Consider the following 12888-nt stretch of genomic DNA (forward strand, 5'->3'; position numbering starts at 1 on the left):
CTCGCGCCGCGGCGCGACACCGCGCGCCGCTCACGATGCCGCCCCATGCGCGGCGATGAGCTCGACCGCCTCGTCGGCGATGCGCGCGTCGACGTCGAGCAGCACGGTGCAGTGCGCGCCCCCCTGATCGGGGAAGCCGCGGTAGGCACCGCGCAGGTCCGCCACGGTCTGACCTCGGCCGGGGCCGCGGGTCGTGTCGACCTCCACGTTCACCACGGGGGCCAGGCGCACCTCGAGCGCGCCGGCCGCAGCCGCGACCGCGAGCGTGTCGTGCATGCAGCAGCTCCACTCGCCGAACACCTCGTCGCGGTAGAACTCGCCGTAGTGCTGCATGATGCGCGCCAGGTAGCGCCCGGCCTCGCCGCCCCGAGCGAGGCGATCGCGGTGCTCCGCGGTGAGCACCACGCCCATCGTGACGTCGAGTCCCGCCATGACGATGGGCCACGGTGCGCGGAACACCGCGGCGGCGGCCTCGGGATCCTTGAAGATGTTCGCCTCGGCCACCGGCGTGACGTTGCCAGGGCAGCGCGCCGCACCGCCCATGACCGAGACGCCCGCGACGAGACTCGGCAGCTCAGGATCGAGCACGAGGGCTGCGGCGAGGTTGGTGAGCGGGCCCACCGGCACTAGCCACACCTCGCCCGGATGGGCGCGTACGAGTTCGACGATCTGCTGCGCCGCGGTGGTGGGGGCGGCGGGGCGCACCGGGGCGTCGTCGCCCGCGTTGCCCTGTCCGTCGCCGCCGTGCACGTGATAGGCGTACTCGACGTGCCCGCCGAGCAGCGGCCCCGCGGCCCCCTGCGCCACCGGCACGTCGTCGCGGCCCACGAGCTCGAGTACGCGCAGCGAGTTGCGGGTGGCGCGCGGTACGTCGACGTTGCCCCACACCGCGCCCACGCCGACCAGCTCGATCCCGGGGTGCAGCGCGGCGTACATGATGGCCATCGCGTCGTCGATGCCGGTGTCGCAGTCGAGGATCATCTTCGTCGTCATGCCCCCATTCTGCTGCACCGGGGCGGACCCGGTCGGAGCATCGGCCCCGGGCCGGCGATCCCGAGGCTACGCCGCGAGTACCTCCGCCTCGAGACGCGCGTAACCGGCCTCCATGCCGTCGACCATTCCGGTCTCGAGCACGGCCGCGCGCGCGTCGGTGTCGGGATAGGTGATGAGGTAGGCCAGCAGTGTGCCGCTCTCGACGGGGGTGAGCGTCATCTCGTTGAGCGTCTCCGGGCTCTCGGCGCCGTCGGGATCCTGCGGGGAGACCATGCGCTCGGTCGTCACGAGACGGCGCGGCGGGGCGGACCCGACCACCGTGCCGACGAAGCCGAAGCGTTCACCGTTCTCGCCGTTCTCCCATTCGGTGCGCAGCGACCGCCCCGGTTCGGAGCCGAACTCGCACACCGGCATGCTCCAGCCGTCGGGGCCGAGCTGCCAGCGGCGCAGCAGTTCGGGGTCGGTGTGAGCGCGCCACACCTGATCCACCGTGCCGCGAATCACTCGCGAAACGCGGGCCTGCGTCTCGCCGATGAGCTGCAGCTCGGTGCCGCGCCCGGCGGCGAACGATTCGAGATCCTCGACCACCGCGTCGATCTGGCTCATGGCGGCGCTCATGCCCTCCATCATGCCCATCGCCCGCAGCTGTTCGAGCTCCTCGAGGCTGTTGAAGCGGGTGGTCGTGGTGAGGCGCGAGCCGAGCGCGGTCTCGGTGAACTCGAAGATCATGAGCATCTCGGGCATCTCGGTGTTCGGAGTGCCATCATCGAGTGCGAAGCCGTCGCGCACCTCGAAGCTGCGGCCCTCGTCGACGGCCACCCACCTCCAGTACCCGCAGCTGCGGTCGCCCTCGGGACCGGTCATGCAGTAGTTGCTGACGCCGCCCGGGTAGACGTCATGGCGGGTGAATGCCGCGGGATACTCCGGCGGCCCCCAGAAGCGCTCGATCTGGCGCGCGTCGGTGTAGGCGTCCCAGAGGCGGCGCACGGGGACGGTGAAATCCGCGATGACCCGCAGCGTGAGGGCCTCGGGATCGGTGGTGACGTCAGTGACCGGCATGATCTTTCTCCTTGCTGTGCGGGATCAGGGTGCTTGCGGACCTTCGGCGAGGAGCGCGTCGAGCCGGTCGATGCGTCCGCGCCAGATCTGTTCGAAGTGGCCCAGCAACCGCTGAGCCCGGCGGATGGGTTCGGGATTGCCGCGAATGATGCGCTCCCTTCCGCGGGGGATCCGCGCGACCAGGTCGGCGGCCTCGAGCACGGCGACGTGCTTCTGCACGGCCGCGAACGACATGTCGTAGTCGGCCGCGAGCTCGGAGATGGAGGCCTCCGCGGTGAGCGTGCGGCGCACGATGTCCCGTCGCGTCGTATCGGCCAGGGCTCTGAAGACGCGGTTCACCTGCTCGTCGGTGAGCTCCTGGAGATCGAGTGCCCGAGCGGCGGCCTCGGAGTCGGGCGGGCTCTGTCTTTGTGCAACCATTTGGTTTCACGTTACCCTGCGGAGCACCACCCGTCAACCCCCTTCGGCGTCGCGTGTCGGGCGACACGGGATCTGGCAGCGGGACATACTTCGTGGCAGCAGGGTGACATCGGGCTCGCAGCTGGGACACGCGGGTGGCGGCGGGGCGGACGGCGGGACAGGATCGGCAGCACCACCCGGATCCGATAATCTGGCCGCAGCGATCCGCACCGCTCGAGACGCGCGGGAAACGGGCGGCGTCGAACCGGGACGGAGGTCGGCCACGATGAACGGCACCCTCATCCACTCGGTCGATCTCATCACCGACGGCGCGCGCGCACCCGGCTCCTGGGTGCGGTTCGCGAACGGCAGCGTCGACGAGATCGGCACGGGCGACGGGTGGCGCCGCGCGGCCGATCCCGCCCGCCTCGCCGAGGTCGTCGACGGCCGCGGCATGATCCTGACCCCCGGCTTCATCGACCTGCACGTGCACGGCGGCGGCGGTCACGCGAACGAGGACGGCGCCGCCGCGATCCGCGCCTCCCTCGACGCGCACCGCGCCCACGGCACCACCCGTGCGGTGCTGTCGTTCGTGAGCGACCGGCCGACGGCGCTGCGCCCCCGCCTCGCCGAGGTCGCCGAACTCGCCCGCACCGACACGGCCGTGCTCGGCAGCCACCTCGAGGGGCCCTTCCTCTCCGACCGGTACCGGGGCGCGCACGACCCCGAGAGGCTGACCCTCCCCGCCGAGGACGAGATCGAGGCCCTGATCGACGCGGCGCGGGGCACGCTGCGGCAGGTGACGCTCGCGCCCGAGCTGCCGGGCGGCACCGCCGCGATCCCGCGCCTCATCGCGGCCGGGGCGGCCGTGGCCGTGGGCCACACGAGCGCCGGCTACGAGACCGCGCTCGCGGCGTTCGATGCGGGCGCGAGCATCCTCACGCACGCCTTCAACGCCATGCCGCCGCTGCACCACCGGGACCCGGGCCCCGTCGGCGCCGCGCTCGCCTCACCTCACGTGACGCTCGAGCTCATCAACGACGGCGTGCACGTGCACCCCGTGCTCGCGGGGACGCTGTTCGCGCGAGCACCCGGCCGCGTGGCACTCGTCACCGATGCCGTGGCGGCGGCCTGCGCGCGCGACGGCGAGTACGCCCTCGGCGCGCTCGCGGTGACGGTGCGCGACGGGGTGGCGCGCCTGCGCGACGGGGGTGCGATCGCCGGCTCGACGCTCACGCTCGACGCCGCCCTGCGGCGGTCGGTCTCGGTGTGCGGCGTCGAACTGACGGAGGCGGTGCGCGCTCTCACGGAGACGCCCGCCGCGGCGATCGGGCGGGCCGGGGATCTCGGCAGCCTGCGCGCCGGGTACGCCGCCGACGCGGTGCTGCTCGACCGGGAGCTCGCGGTGCGGCGGGTGTGGACGGCGGGTTATTCGGAGGCCTGATCGGGATCCTGCACCGTCCGCCTGCGGCGTACGTTGCGCACGAGCCTGGCGACCACGAACCACAGCAGGAGCGCCAGGATCACGATCACGACGAAGTCGGAGATGAGGCCGCTCCACTGCCCGAGCACCGGCTTGATGGCCGGCCCGAACGCGAAGCCGAGTCCGATCCAGATGGCGTTCCACGCCCCCGAGCCGAGTCCGGTGTAGAGGCTGAACTTGACGAGCGACATGCGCTCGACACCGGCCGGGATCGAGATGAAGGATCGCACGAGCGGCACGCAGCGCCCGACGAGCACGGCGGTGCCGCCCCAGCGGGCGAAGAAGGCCTCGGCCCGGTCGAAGTCGTCGTGATCCATGAGCGGGATCTTGCCGACCACCCAGCGCGTGCGCTCGCGCCCGAACGCCGCGCCGATGCCGTACCACATCCAGGCGCCGACGAGTGCGCCGAGCGTCGCCATGAGCCAGGCGAGCCAGAAGTTCAGGCGACCGTCGTACGCGAGGAACCCCGCCCCGGGCAGCAGCGCCTCCGAGGGGATCGGCGGGATGAACGTCTCGAGGAACACCGCGATGCCGACGCCGATCTCGCCGATCGACTGCATGAGACCGAGAATCCAGCCGACGAGGCCCTCGTACTCTGCGCCGGAACTTGTCTCCACCCGAAGCAGAGTATCAGCCGCGCCGCCCCCGAACCGGTGAGTTTCGTCACAACCGGGCCCCGGGGGGGCCGCGCGGTGCCCGAGATCGCGGGGGGGCGCCCCGCGGCGACGCCGGGTTCCGGACTCGGCCGGACTGGACGCCCCCTGGGGGCGGGCAGGGTGCCGGGTGGGAAGACGGGCGGGACGCAGGATTCCAGGGTCGCCGAGGAGCCTGGAGGCATAGGATGAAGAAGCCTGGGGGACGAGGGCGCCGAGTGCCGAGTCGCCCCCGAAAGCTATCCGATCGCCGAGCTCGAACCCCCTCACGCCCATGAATCTCCTTTCCCCCTCCTCGCAGCGTCTGCGGCTGCTCGAGCGCTGCCGCGCGCTCGGAAGGGAGGGGTGAGGGATGCGTGCCGTGCCGGTGCTGGAACGCCAACGACTGCTCGCCCAGCTCACGCGGAGCCTCGAGGCTTCTCGAGTCATCCTGCTGCGCGCTCCGGCGGGCTACGGCAAGAGCGTCGCGGTGGACCAGTGGCTCGAGCAGCGCCCCGAGCAGGCTCTCCGGATCGGCTGCTCGGCGGCGAGCGCCGAGACGCTGTGGCGGTACGTCGCCCAGCGCCTCGCCCGGGCGCTCGGTGCCGAGGTGCCCACCCCCGACTTTCCGCTCGGCTCGGTGCGCGAGCTGATCAACGACATCGAGCAGCCGTTCATTCTGGTGCTCGACGACTACCACCGCGTCACCGACGCGGAGAACGACCAGCTGATCGCCGCGCTCGCGGAGTGCAACCCGCTGCTCACCTTCGTGGTCGTCGCCCGGCGCGTGCGCGTACTCGACGGTCCGCTCGTGACCAGCCGCGCGCCGGTTCGCGTGTTCGGCCCGCGCGAGCTCGTCTTCCGCCCCGCCGAGTCCCGCGAACTCGCGGAGCTGCTCGGCGTCGACGACGAGAGCCTGCCTGCCGCGCTGCACGAGGCGGACGGCTGGCCGCTGGCCGTCCGCGCCGCGCTGGGACCAGTGAGCGCCGCCGGAGAGGCGGCGCTCGATCCCGAGCCCGGCGAGCCGTCGCCACGAGCCGAGTCGCTCGATCCGCTGGCCGAGCTGAGCCGCTTCGCCCTGAACCACCTCGAGATCGTCAGCGAGACGGGCAGGCACGCACTGTTCGCCGCCTCCCTGCTCGACGCGGTCTCGTTCAACCAGCTCGAGGAGTTCACCGGCGCTCCCGTGCCGCAGCTGCGGGATACCGTGCACCAGCTGCTCGAGCTCGGCGTGCTCGTCGCCGTGAGCCACGGCACCGGCACCGAGTTCCGCTGCCACCCGGCCGTGCGCGCCGCCTTCGCGATGCGCTCCGAGCGCTCGCTCTCGGCCGAGCAGCGCGCCCGACTGCTGCACGGTCGAGCCGTCGAGCTCGAGCGCACCGACCCGTTCACGGCCTTCAAGCTCTACAGCAGCGTCGGCGACCACGACCGCGCTGAGCTGGTGCTCGCGCACCACTTCATCGCGATGACCGACCGCTTCGACGAGCTGATCGCCTATCTGCGCGCCGCCCCCGAGCCCGTCCTCGGGGACCACCCCGCCTTCACCGCGGCGCGACTGCTGCTCGAGACCGGCGACTCGAGCGTGCCGACGAGCACCCTCGAGCACATCCTGGAGCTGCTGCGCACCGGGGTGCGACGTCGTCTCGCCGACCCGCCCTCCTCCACCGCCGACGGAGTCGCCCCGGAGGTCCCCGACGAGCTGCGGGTGCCCACCATCGCCCAGAAGATGGTCGTCTCCCGGCTGCTCGGAGACCTCGACACGGCCCGCGCGAGCGCGCGCGAGCTCGAGACCCGCATCACCTCCACGCAGCCGCTCGACTTCGAGGACACCACCAGCAGCCCGCTCGGCCCCAATCCGCCCGAGCCGGTCAACGGGCCGCTCGAGATCTACTACCGCGAGATCGCACTGACCGCGCTCGCGCTGAACGACACCGAGCGCGCCCGGAGCAACTGGGGCCGCATGCTCGCGCACGCCGAGGCGCGCATCGCGGTCTCCCCGTTCGGGTCGTCGAGCGATTCCGCCCGCTCCGATCCCCGCCTGAACCACCGGTGGCGCCTCGCGGCACTGAACGGCATGGCGTTCACCGAGATGATCGACGGTCGCATGACGCGATGCGCCGAGTTGCTCGAGGAGCACGACCGGTACAGCGAGGAGATCGGCTCCAGCCCGCCCGCAGCCGCCTGGGTCGTCGGGGAGATCGCGCGCTCGCACCTCGCGTACGAAAGCGCCGACGAGGCCGCGCTGCAGCAGTCGTTCGCCCGCCTCGCGCCGATGCGGGATCGGATCGAGGCCTGGCCCCTGATGCTGATCGGCGAGGCCGAGGCCGTACGGATGAGACGCGGCGCCGACTGGGCGCTGAGCCAGCTGATGACCGAGCTCGAGCGCAGCACGGCGTCCGCGCGCTACGGGGGCGGCACGTGGTTCCAGAGCATCACCTGCTATCGCGCCATGCTCAGCACCGTACTGGGCGACCTCGCCGGGACGGCGGAGCTGCTCGGCGCGCTCGACCCCGCGGCCCCGAGCACGCAGCTCGAACGCGCGCGCCTCGCCCTCTTCTCCCTCGACGACGTGCAGGCACTCCTGCTCGCGCAGCAGATCGGCGCCGCCTGCACGACCGTGCGGCAACAGGGCGACCGCGCCCTCATCACCGCGATCGCGGCCTGGGGGTGCGGGCGCAGGCAGGAGGCGTTCGAGGCTCTCCGGGCGGCGATCGAGATCGTCCGCCGCCACAGGCTGCCGTCGCTGCTCTGGAGCGCGCCCCACGATGTGCTGCGCGAACTCGCCGAGGCCGCTCGAGACGCCGACGTCGCCGACGCGCTGCCCGAGGTCGATGCCGTGCCGACCCCCGCACGCTGCCGCCGCTACGAACGGCTCACGGAGATGGAGTTGCGTACGCTCGCCGCGATCTCGGTGCACCGCTCCATCAGCGATACCGCCGACTCCCTGTACGTCACCTCGGCGACGGTGAAGAAGCACCTCAATGCGGTCTACCGCAAGCTGCAGGTGCGCGGCCGGGAAGAGGCGATCCTGCAGGCCACCCGCATGGGGCTGCTCTCGGCCGCGTGAACCCGCGGGGTCCGGGGAAGAGGACCCCGCGGGGTGTCGATCGCGAAACGACACCGCCATGCGGCCCCGGTCGCACCAGTTGGGGGATGCGCTCGGGACCTGCGCCTCAGAGACGGTATAAGGGGAAACTATCCTCGAGGCTCACGACGGCACCCGGCCGGATGGCCGGGCGGCACTTCCCCGTCCTCGAAAGAACCGCCGGAGTGCCACATTTATTTTACATGAGATAATCACAAAATGACAAACATAAGAGGCCGTATAAGATTGATAACGCGTGGATACTTGTCCCGTGGCAAAGCAGAGTCCCGGCCCGGAATGGATTCCGTATGCGCGTCAACTCGGAACCGAGCTGCAACGGTTGCGGATCGCACGCGGGCTCAGCCAGGAGCACCTCGCCTACGCCGCGGGCATCACGCGCTACACCTATCAGAAGCTGGAGCGCGGAGAATCGTCCCCCGGCAGCCCGGCAAACCCGAGCCTTCGCAACATCATGGCGATCGCGCAGCAGCTCGACGTCACCCTCGACGAACTGCTGCCGAAGCCCTGGCCCGATCTGGGGGGCTGAGGCTCCCGCGGGCGAGACGCTCGGACGCCGGCAGCCCCGGTTGCGGCCGGCGGAACCCGAGCCACCCGGCATGCAGCCGTCCGCCCCTGCCGACGCCCAGCGGCGCTTTGTCGGAGGTCTCCCCTATGCTGATCGGGCCGTGCAGCGATCCTCGATGAAGGGATACTCGTGGGCGATATCGGAACCCCCAGCTGGCAGAGCGGCGCCTGCCCCGACTGGTGCACGGTCGAGCACGCCGAGCAGGATCACCCCGACGACCGCTCGCACCGAGACGACGGCATAGCCGTACCCGTCGCGTTCAGGATACGTCGATTCGTCGGCGCCGAGCTGGTCGAAGAGGTCGCCCAGGGCCACCTGGTGCTCGGGCGATGGCAGCGCGACGGCGACCCGCGCACCTGGTACCTCCTGGGCGACGACAACGGCACTGAGCTCGAGCTCAGCGAGGAGAGCTTCCGTCGCCTCGTCGACTCGATGCAGCGCCTCATCGACGGGCCCCCGGCTATGCGCGCTCAGCCATCTCCACGACGTTCTTGAGCAGCAGGGAGCGCGTCATCGGCCCGACACCGCCCGGATTGGGCGAGACCCATCCCGCCACCTCGGCGACGGCGGGATCGACGTCGCCGACCACCCGGCTCCTGCCGGTTTCCGGGTCCGTCCTGCGCGAGACGCCCACGTCGAGCACGATCGCCCCCGGCTTCACGTCCTCCGCGCGCACGACGCCCTCGACACCGGCCGCGGCCACGATGACATCGGCCCGGCGCAGCTCGGCGCCGAGATCCCGCGTTCCCGTGTGCGTGAGCGTGACGGTGGCGTTGTACTCGCGGCGCGTCAGCAGCGGGCCGATCGGCCGGCCCACCGTCACGCCCCGGCCCACGACCACCACGTGCTTGCCCGCCCACGAGAGACCGTTGCGCTCCACCAGCTCGATCACCCCGCGCGGCGTGCACGGCAGCGGGCTCTCGATGGGCGAGTTGGCGTTGAGCACGAGGCGGCCGAGGTTGGTGGGGTGCAGGCCGTCGGCGTCCTTGTCGGGATCGATGCGCTCGAGAATGCGATCGGTGTCGATGTGCTTCGGCAGCGGCAGCTGCACGATGTAGCCTGTGCAGGCCGGGTCGGCGTTGAGCTCGTCGAGCACCGCCTCGAGCTCCTCCTGCGCCACCGTCTCGGGCAGCTCGCGCCTGATCGACGCGATCCCGACCTCGGCGCAGTCGCGGTGCTTGCCCGCGACGTACCACTGCGAACCGGGATCCTCGCCCACCAGCACGGTGGCGAGGCCCGGAACGACGCCGCGTCGCGCAAGCGCCGCGACCCGCTCGGCCAGTTCCCGCTTGATCGCCGCCGCGGCGGCCTTCCCGTCGAGGAGCCGGGCGGTCTGCGACGCCATGCGGCTTACCACTCCTCCAGACCCGGGTAGAGCGGGAACGCCTCGGCGAGGGCGGTGGCGCGAGCCTTGAGCGCCTCGACGTCGCCGGCCTGCTGCAGCGTCTGCGCGATGATGTCGGCCACCTCGGCGAACTCGGCGTCGCCGAAGCCGCGGGTCGCGAGGGCCGGGGTGCCGATGCGCAGGCCGCTGGTGACCATCGGCGGGCGCGGGTCGAAGGGCACCGCGTTGCGGTTGACGGTGATGCCGACGGCGTGCAGCGCGTCCTCGGCCTGCTGCCCGTCGAGCTCGCTGCTCCGCAGATCGGCGAGCACCAGGTGCACATCGGTGCCGCCCGTGAGCACGTCGACGCCGGCGGCCTTCGAGGCCTCGGCGGTGAGCGCCTCGGCCACGAGCTTGGCGCCCGAGAGCGTGCGCACCTGGCGGTCCGTGAACTCGTCGGTGGCCGCGAGCTTGAACGCGGTCGCCTTCGCCGCGATCACGTGCATGAGCGGGCCGCCCTGCTGGCCCGGGAACACGTTGGAGTTGAGCTTCTTGTACAGTTCGAGCTCGTTCGTGAGGATGAAGCCCGAGCGGGGCCCGCCGATGGTCTTGTGCACGGTCGACGAGACGACGTGGGCATGCGGCACCGGGTTGGGGTAGAGGCCCGCGGCCACGAGGCCGGCGAAGTGCGCCATGTCGACCCACAGCGTCGCGCCCACCTCGTCGGCGATCTCGCGGAACCTCGCGAAGTCGAGCGTGCGCGGGTACGCCGACCAGCCCGCGATGATGACCCTGGGCTTGTGCTCGAGCGCCTGCTGGCGCACGGCATCCATGTCGATGAGGAAGGTCTCGGGATCGACGCCGTACGAGACGACCGAGTAGAGCTTGCCCGAGAAGTTGAGCCTCATGCCGTGCGTGAGGTGGCCGCCGTGGGCCAGCTCCAGGCCGAGGATCGTGTCGCCCGGCTCGGCGATGGCGCCGAGCACGGCGGCGTTGGCGCTCGCGCCAGAGTGGGGCTGCACGTTCGCGTACTTCGCGCCGAACAGGCTCTTCGCGCGCTCGCGCGCGAGATCCTCGGCCACGTCGACGAACTCGCAGCCGCCGTAGTAGCGGCGCCCGGGGTAGCCCTCGGCGTACTTGTTCGTGAGCACGGAGCCCTGCGCCTCGAGCACCGCGCGCGGCACGAAGTTCTCGCTCGCGATCATCTCGAGGGTGCTGCGCTGGCGGCCGAGCTCGTTCTGCAGCGCCTCGGCGATCTCGGGATCGACGACCTCGAGCGGCTCGTTGAAGAATGCGGACTGGGTGGACATGCGTGTGCTCCTCTTGATCTTTCGCCCGCGCACCGGGGCGCGGGAATCCAGAAAAATACGACCCAGGCGAGCGGCCAATTCAGATACGGTGTCGTTCCCCGATGGTGTCCCATCTGCACGCCAGTCACGACGAGGAGATTCTATCAACCCAGACCGCATCGGCAGAAGCGGAGGTTAATACTCGACTTCTCCACCCGATTCGCGCAACCGGTATCGGGTGCGCCGATCTCCCTGACCGCCGAGCCTCTCGACTCGGCCGGAGTCGAGCAGCTTCCCCACCGCGTAGCGGGCTTGCTTCAGCGTCAGTCCACAACTCTCGGCAAGCTCTTTCATCTTCAACCCGTCCACGACATCCGCCAGAGCCGTCAGCACTGCGTGCTCGTTCCAGGCTCCGGGGTCTTCAGGTCGAACTACGAGGCCAACGGAGCGAGGCCGAGTCGACGTCCTGCGTCCGGCAACAGCGGTTCGGTCCTCGACGAGTTCGACGTCCGAAGACATCTCAGAGATCGATGTCACTCCGCGCTTCGATCCGTTGGGGGCGGCCAGCGCGGGCTGAATCACGTATTCTGTCTGCCCCCGCTCTCCCCTTGTGGTTGCCAGGTTCTTCGCTACGAGCTCCTGAAGCTCTCGAGTGGCCTGACGCGAATCGATAGGTGCGAATCGCTTTCTCACCAGTGCATTCGTCCACACGCTTCCGTGCCTCATCGTCGCAAGGAGTTGGCGCTGCACATCGGTGAGCTCGCCGTCGGGATCCTGCTCAGCAATCCACGCGAGGTCGCCCGGTTCGATCAGCGCATGTCGCGGCACGAGTACCGTGAAGCCTATCCCGCGATCGATGAATATCGGGGGTCGCATGTTCGCCCTGCGCAACGCACGCTGGACTTCTTGAATACCTCCGCCCTCGCCTTCGATCACCCGCGCCCCACCGGATGTCTGCACTGATTTGCATATCTCATACAAGAACTCATTGACCGCGGACTTGCCCTCGGGATGGCCGAGTTGATCTGCACTGACCCCGTACAACCCTCCCGGATTCGAGATGACGAGCGTGTCATCCTTCAAGCGCAACTCGACTCGCTTGCTCTGCGCGTGGGTACTGAGATCACGGTGCACCAGAGCATTCGCGATCAGCTCGCGCACCGCAATCATCGGAATCTCGGTTCTATCGAAGGCCGCTCCACTCGATTCGAAGTACACGTCATTGCGAGTATTGCGCCGCACCCACTCCAGAGCCGCTTCCAGCAGGTCAGGAAGCGGACCGTCCAGGTGCACGAGGTCACCGAGACCCCGCTCACGCCCCGTCCGGTGCTGCACAGCCGCGGTGATCGACAGCCCGGGCAAGTACTGCTGCGGATACGCGCCAAGCGCATAGAGCCCCGCCACAGTGATTTCTCCGCCGGTTGCAGCGGTGACCCCTTTCCGCCGCATCACGGTCTCATCGTCCAAATCTGAAAGCCTCCGAGAGGACGCCCGAACCCTCGCAAGGAACCGACTGAGCAACCCCGGATCCAGATCTTGCACCCCGCTTCCGGGCACAGGAGTCGCATCATTTCGCGGCCGGTCCCTCAGGGCATATACCTGCTGCTCCTCCTCCGCACTCATCCGGTAGTCGCCATCCGCCTGCCGCAGGTAGGCGACCCCTCGGTAGTAGGCGGGACGTTGATGAAGCGGGAGCGGAGCCACCGTCACGACGACGAGAGTCGCCCCTTCAAATCGCACCTCTTCGAAGGTGAGCTGCACCGGGGGCCGAATATCGTTCCGGGCTTGAGAGGCGACTCCCGCACTGATTCCGGCCGGATTCTCGACACCCGTTGCGGCAAAACCTCGCCCCTCATCGAGGCCGAGGATGATCGTGCCGCCCTCGGGAAGATTTCCGAACGCGCTGAGCGTCTCGCCCAGACGAGGCGCTCCTCCCTGAGCGCGCTTAACCTCGATCTCGGTGCGGTCGCCTCCGCGCTCGCGAAGCGACTGGATCAGTTCTTGAATCTCCATCTCTCGCTCCATAGCCATCAGAGTA

The 12888-nt window shown here is 70.1% G+C and carries 11 protein-coding genes and 1 riboswitch; of the genes, 4 read left to right on the forward strand and 7 right to left on the reverse strand.

The window, feature by feature from the left end; all coding sequences use genetic code 11:
* Positions 1–30 precede the first annotated feature (30 nt).
* From D1J51_RS10590 to D1J51_RS10600, 3 genes are all read right to left on the reverse strand, one after another.
* A complete protein-coding gene (locus D1J51_RS10590) occupies positions 31–993 on the reverse strand; it encodes a nucleoside hydrolase (RefSeq protein WP_119075166.1) in 963 nt (320 codons plus the stop codon).
* Between the two features lie 66 nt (positions 994–1059).
* Positions 1060–2052: an SRPBCC family protein gene (locus D1J51_RS10595; RefSeq protein ID WP_119075167.1), complete on the reverse strand. Its 993-nt coding sequence runs from the start codon at positions 2050–2052 to the stop codon at positions 1060–1062.
* Between the two features lie 24 nt (positions 2053–2076).
* Positions 2077–2472, reverse strand: a complete 396-nt coding sequence (locus D1J51_RS10600) for an ArsR/SmtB family transcription factor (protein ID WP_119075168.1) — start codon at positions 2470–2472, stop codon at positions 2077–2079.
* Positions 2473–2737: 265 nt separating this feature from the next.
* Between D1J51_RS10600 and nagA the strand changes: the two genes are divergently transcribed.
* The gene (gene nagA, locus D1J51_RS10605) at positions 2738–3895 is read left to right on the forward strand and encodes an N-acetylglucosamine-6-phosphate deacetylase (protein WP_119075169.1); all 1158 of its coding nucleotides are present in this window, start codon (positions 2738–2740) and stop codon (positions 3893–3895) included.
* Here the strand turns inward: nagA and D1J51_RS10610 are convergent.
* Entirely contained in the window at positions 3880–4494 is a 615-nt protein-coding gene (locus D1J51_RS10610; RefSeq protein WP_119075218.1) for a DedA family protein, read from the reverse strand. The genes nagA and D1J51_RS10610 overlap by 16 nt on opposite strands.
* Positions 4495–4939: 445 nt before the next feature.
* Here D1J51_RS10610 and D1J51_RS10615 point away from each other — a divergent pair, with 445 nt between their 5' ends.
* From D1J51_RS10615 to D1J51_RS10625, 3 genes are all read left to right on the forward strand, one after another.
* On the forward strand, positions 4940–7633 hold the full coding sequence (locus D1J51_RS10615; RefSeq protein ID WP_119075170.1) for a MalT transcriptional regulator family protein: 2694 nt from the start codon (positions 4940–4942) through the stop codon (positions 7631–7633).
* A 289-nt stretch (positions 7634–7922) separates the two neighbouring features.
* Positions 7923–8198, forward strand: a complete 276-nt coding sequence (locus D1J51_RS10620; RefSeq protein ID WP_119075171.1) for a helix-turn-helix domain-containing protein — start codon at positions 7923–7925, stop codon at positions 8196–8198.
* Between the two features lie 168 nt (positions 8199–8366).
* The gene (locus D1J51_RS10625) at positions 8367–8732 is read left to right on the forward strand and encodes a DUF6907 domain-containing protein (protein WP_119075172.1); all 366 of its coding nucleotides are present in this window, start codon (positions 8367–8369) and stop codon (positions 8730–8732) included.
* Here D1J51_RS10625 and D1J51_RS10630 read toward each other — a convergent pair.
* The 3 genes from D1J51_RS10630 to D1J51_RS10640 form a co-directional block, all read right to left on the reverse strand.
* The gene (locus D1J51_RS10630) at positions 8698–9582 is read right to left on the reverse strand and encodes a bifunctional methylenetetrahydrofolate dehydrogenase/methenyltetrahydrofolate cyclohydrolase (RefSeq protein ID WP_119075173.1); all 885 of its coding nucleotides are present in this window, start codon (positions 9580–9582) and stop codon (positions 8698–8700) included. The genes D1J51_RS10625 and D1J51_RS10630 overlap by 35 nt on opposite strands.
* Positions 9583–9587: 5 nt before the next feature.
* Positions 9588–10871, reverse strand: coding sequence for a serine hydroxymethyltransferase (gene glyA, locus D1J51_RS10635; RefSeq protein WP_119075174.1), 1284 nt, complete (start codon positions 10869–10871; stop codon positions 9588–9590).
* A 53-nt stretch (positions 10872–10924) separates the two neighbouring features.
* Positions 10925–11009, reverse strand: a riboswitch (ZMP/ZTP riboswitch).
* Positions 11010–11045: 36 nt separating this feature from the next.
* Positions 11046–12875: an ATP-binding protein gene (locus D1J51_RS10640; protein WP_205547866.1), complete on the reverse strand. Its 1830-nt coding sequence runs from the start codon at positions 12873–12875 to the stop codon at positions 11046–11048.
* Between the last annotated feature and the right edge of the window lie 13 nt (positions 12876–12888).

Origin of the sequence: Leucobacter sp. wl10 (assembly GCF_003569785.1) — a bacterium.
Lineage (GTDB): Bacteria > Actinomycetota > Actinomycetes > Actinomycetales > Microbacteriaceae > Leucobacter.

What these genes read in the sequence shown, in the direction of transcription:
- D1J51_RS10595 (WP_119075167.1), bottom strand. Translation starts at nt 2,052, where the DNA reads ATGCCGGTCACTGACGTCACCACCGATCCCGAGGCCCTCACGCTGCGG.
- D1J51_RS10610 (WP_119075218.1), bottom strand. Translation starts at nt 4,494, where the DNA reads ATGCAGTCGATCGGCGAGATCGGCGTCGGCATCGCGGTGTTCCTCGAG.
- D1J51_RS10640 (WP_205547866.1), bottom strand. Translation starts at nt 12,875, where the DNA reads ATGGAGCGAGAGATGGAGATTCAAGAACTGATCCAGTCGCTTCGCGAG.
- D1J51_RS10590 (WP_119075166.1), bottom strand. Translation starts at nt 993, where the DNA reads ATGACGACGAAGATGATCCTCGACTGCGACACCGGCATCGACGACGCG.
- D1J51_RS10615 (WP_119075170.1), top strand. Translation starts at nt 4,940, where the DNA reads ATGCGTGCCGTGCCGGTGCTGGAACGCCAACGACTGCTCGCCCAGCTC.
- D1J51_RS10630 (WP_119075173.1), bottom strand. Translation starts at nt 9,582, where the DNA reads ATGGCGTCGCAGACCGCCCGGCTCCTCGACGGGAAGGCCGCCGCGGCG.
- nagA (WP_119075169.1), top strand. Translation starts at nt 2,738, where the DNA reads ATGAACGGCACCCTCATCCACTCGGTCGATCTCATCACCGACGGCGCG.
- glyA (WP_119075174.1), bottom strand. Translation starts at nt 10,871, where the DNA reads ATGTCCACCCAGTCCGCATTCTTCAACGAGCCGCTCGAGGTCGTCGAT.
- D1J51_RS10600 (WP_119075168.1), bottom strand. Translation starts at nt 2,472, where the DNA reads ATGGTTGCACAAAGACAGAGCCCGCCCGACTCCGAGGCCGCCGCTCGG.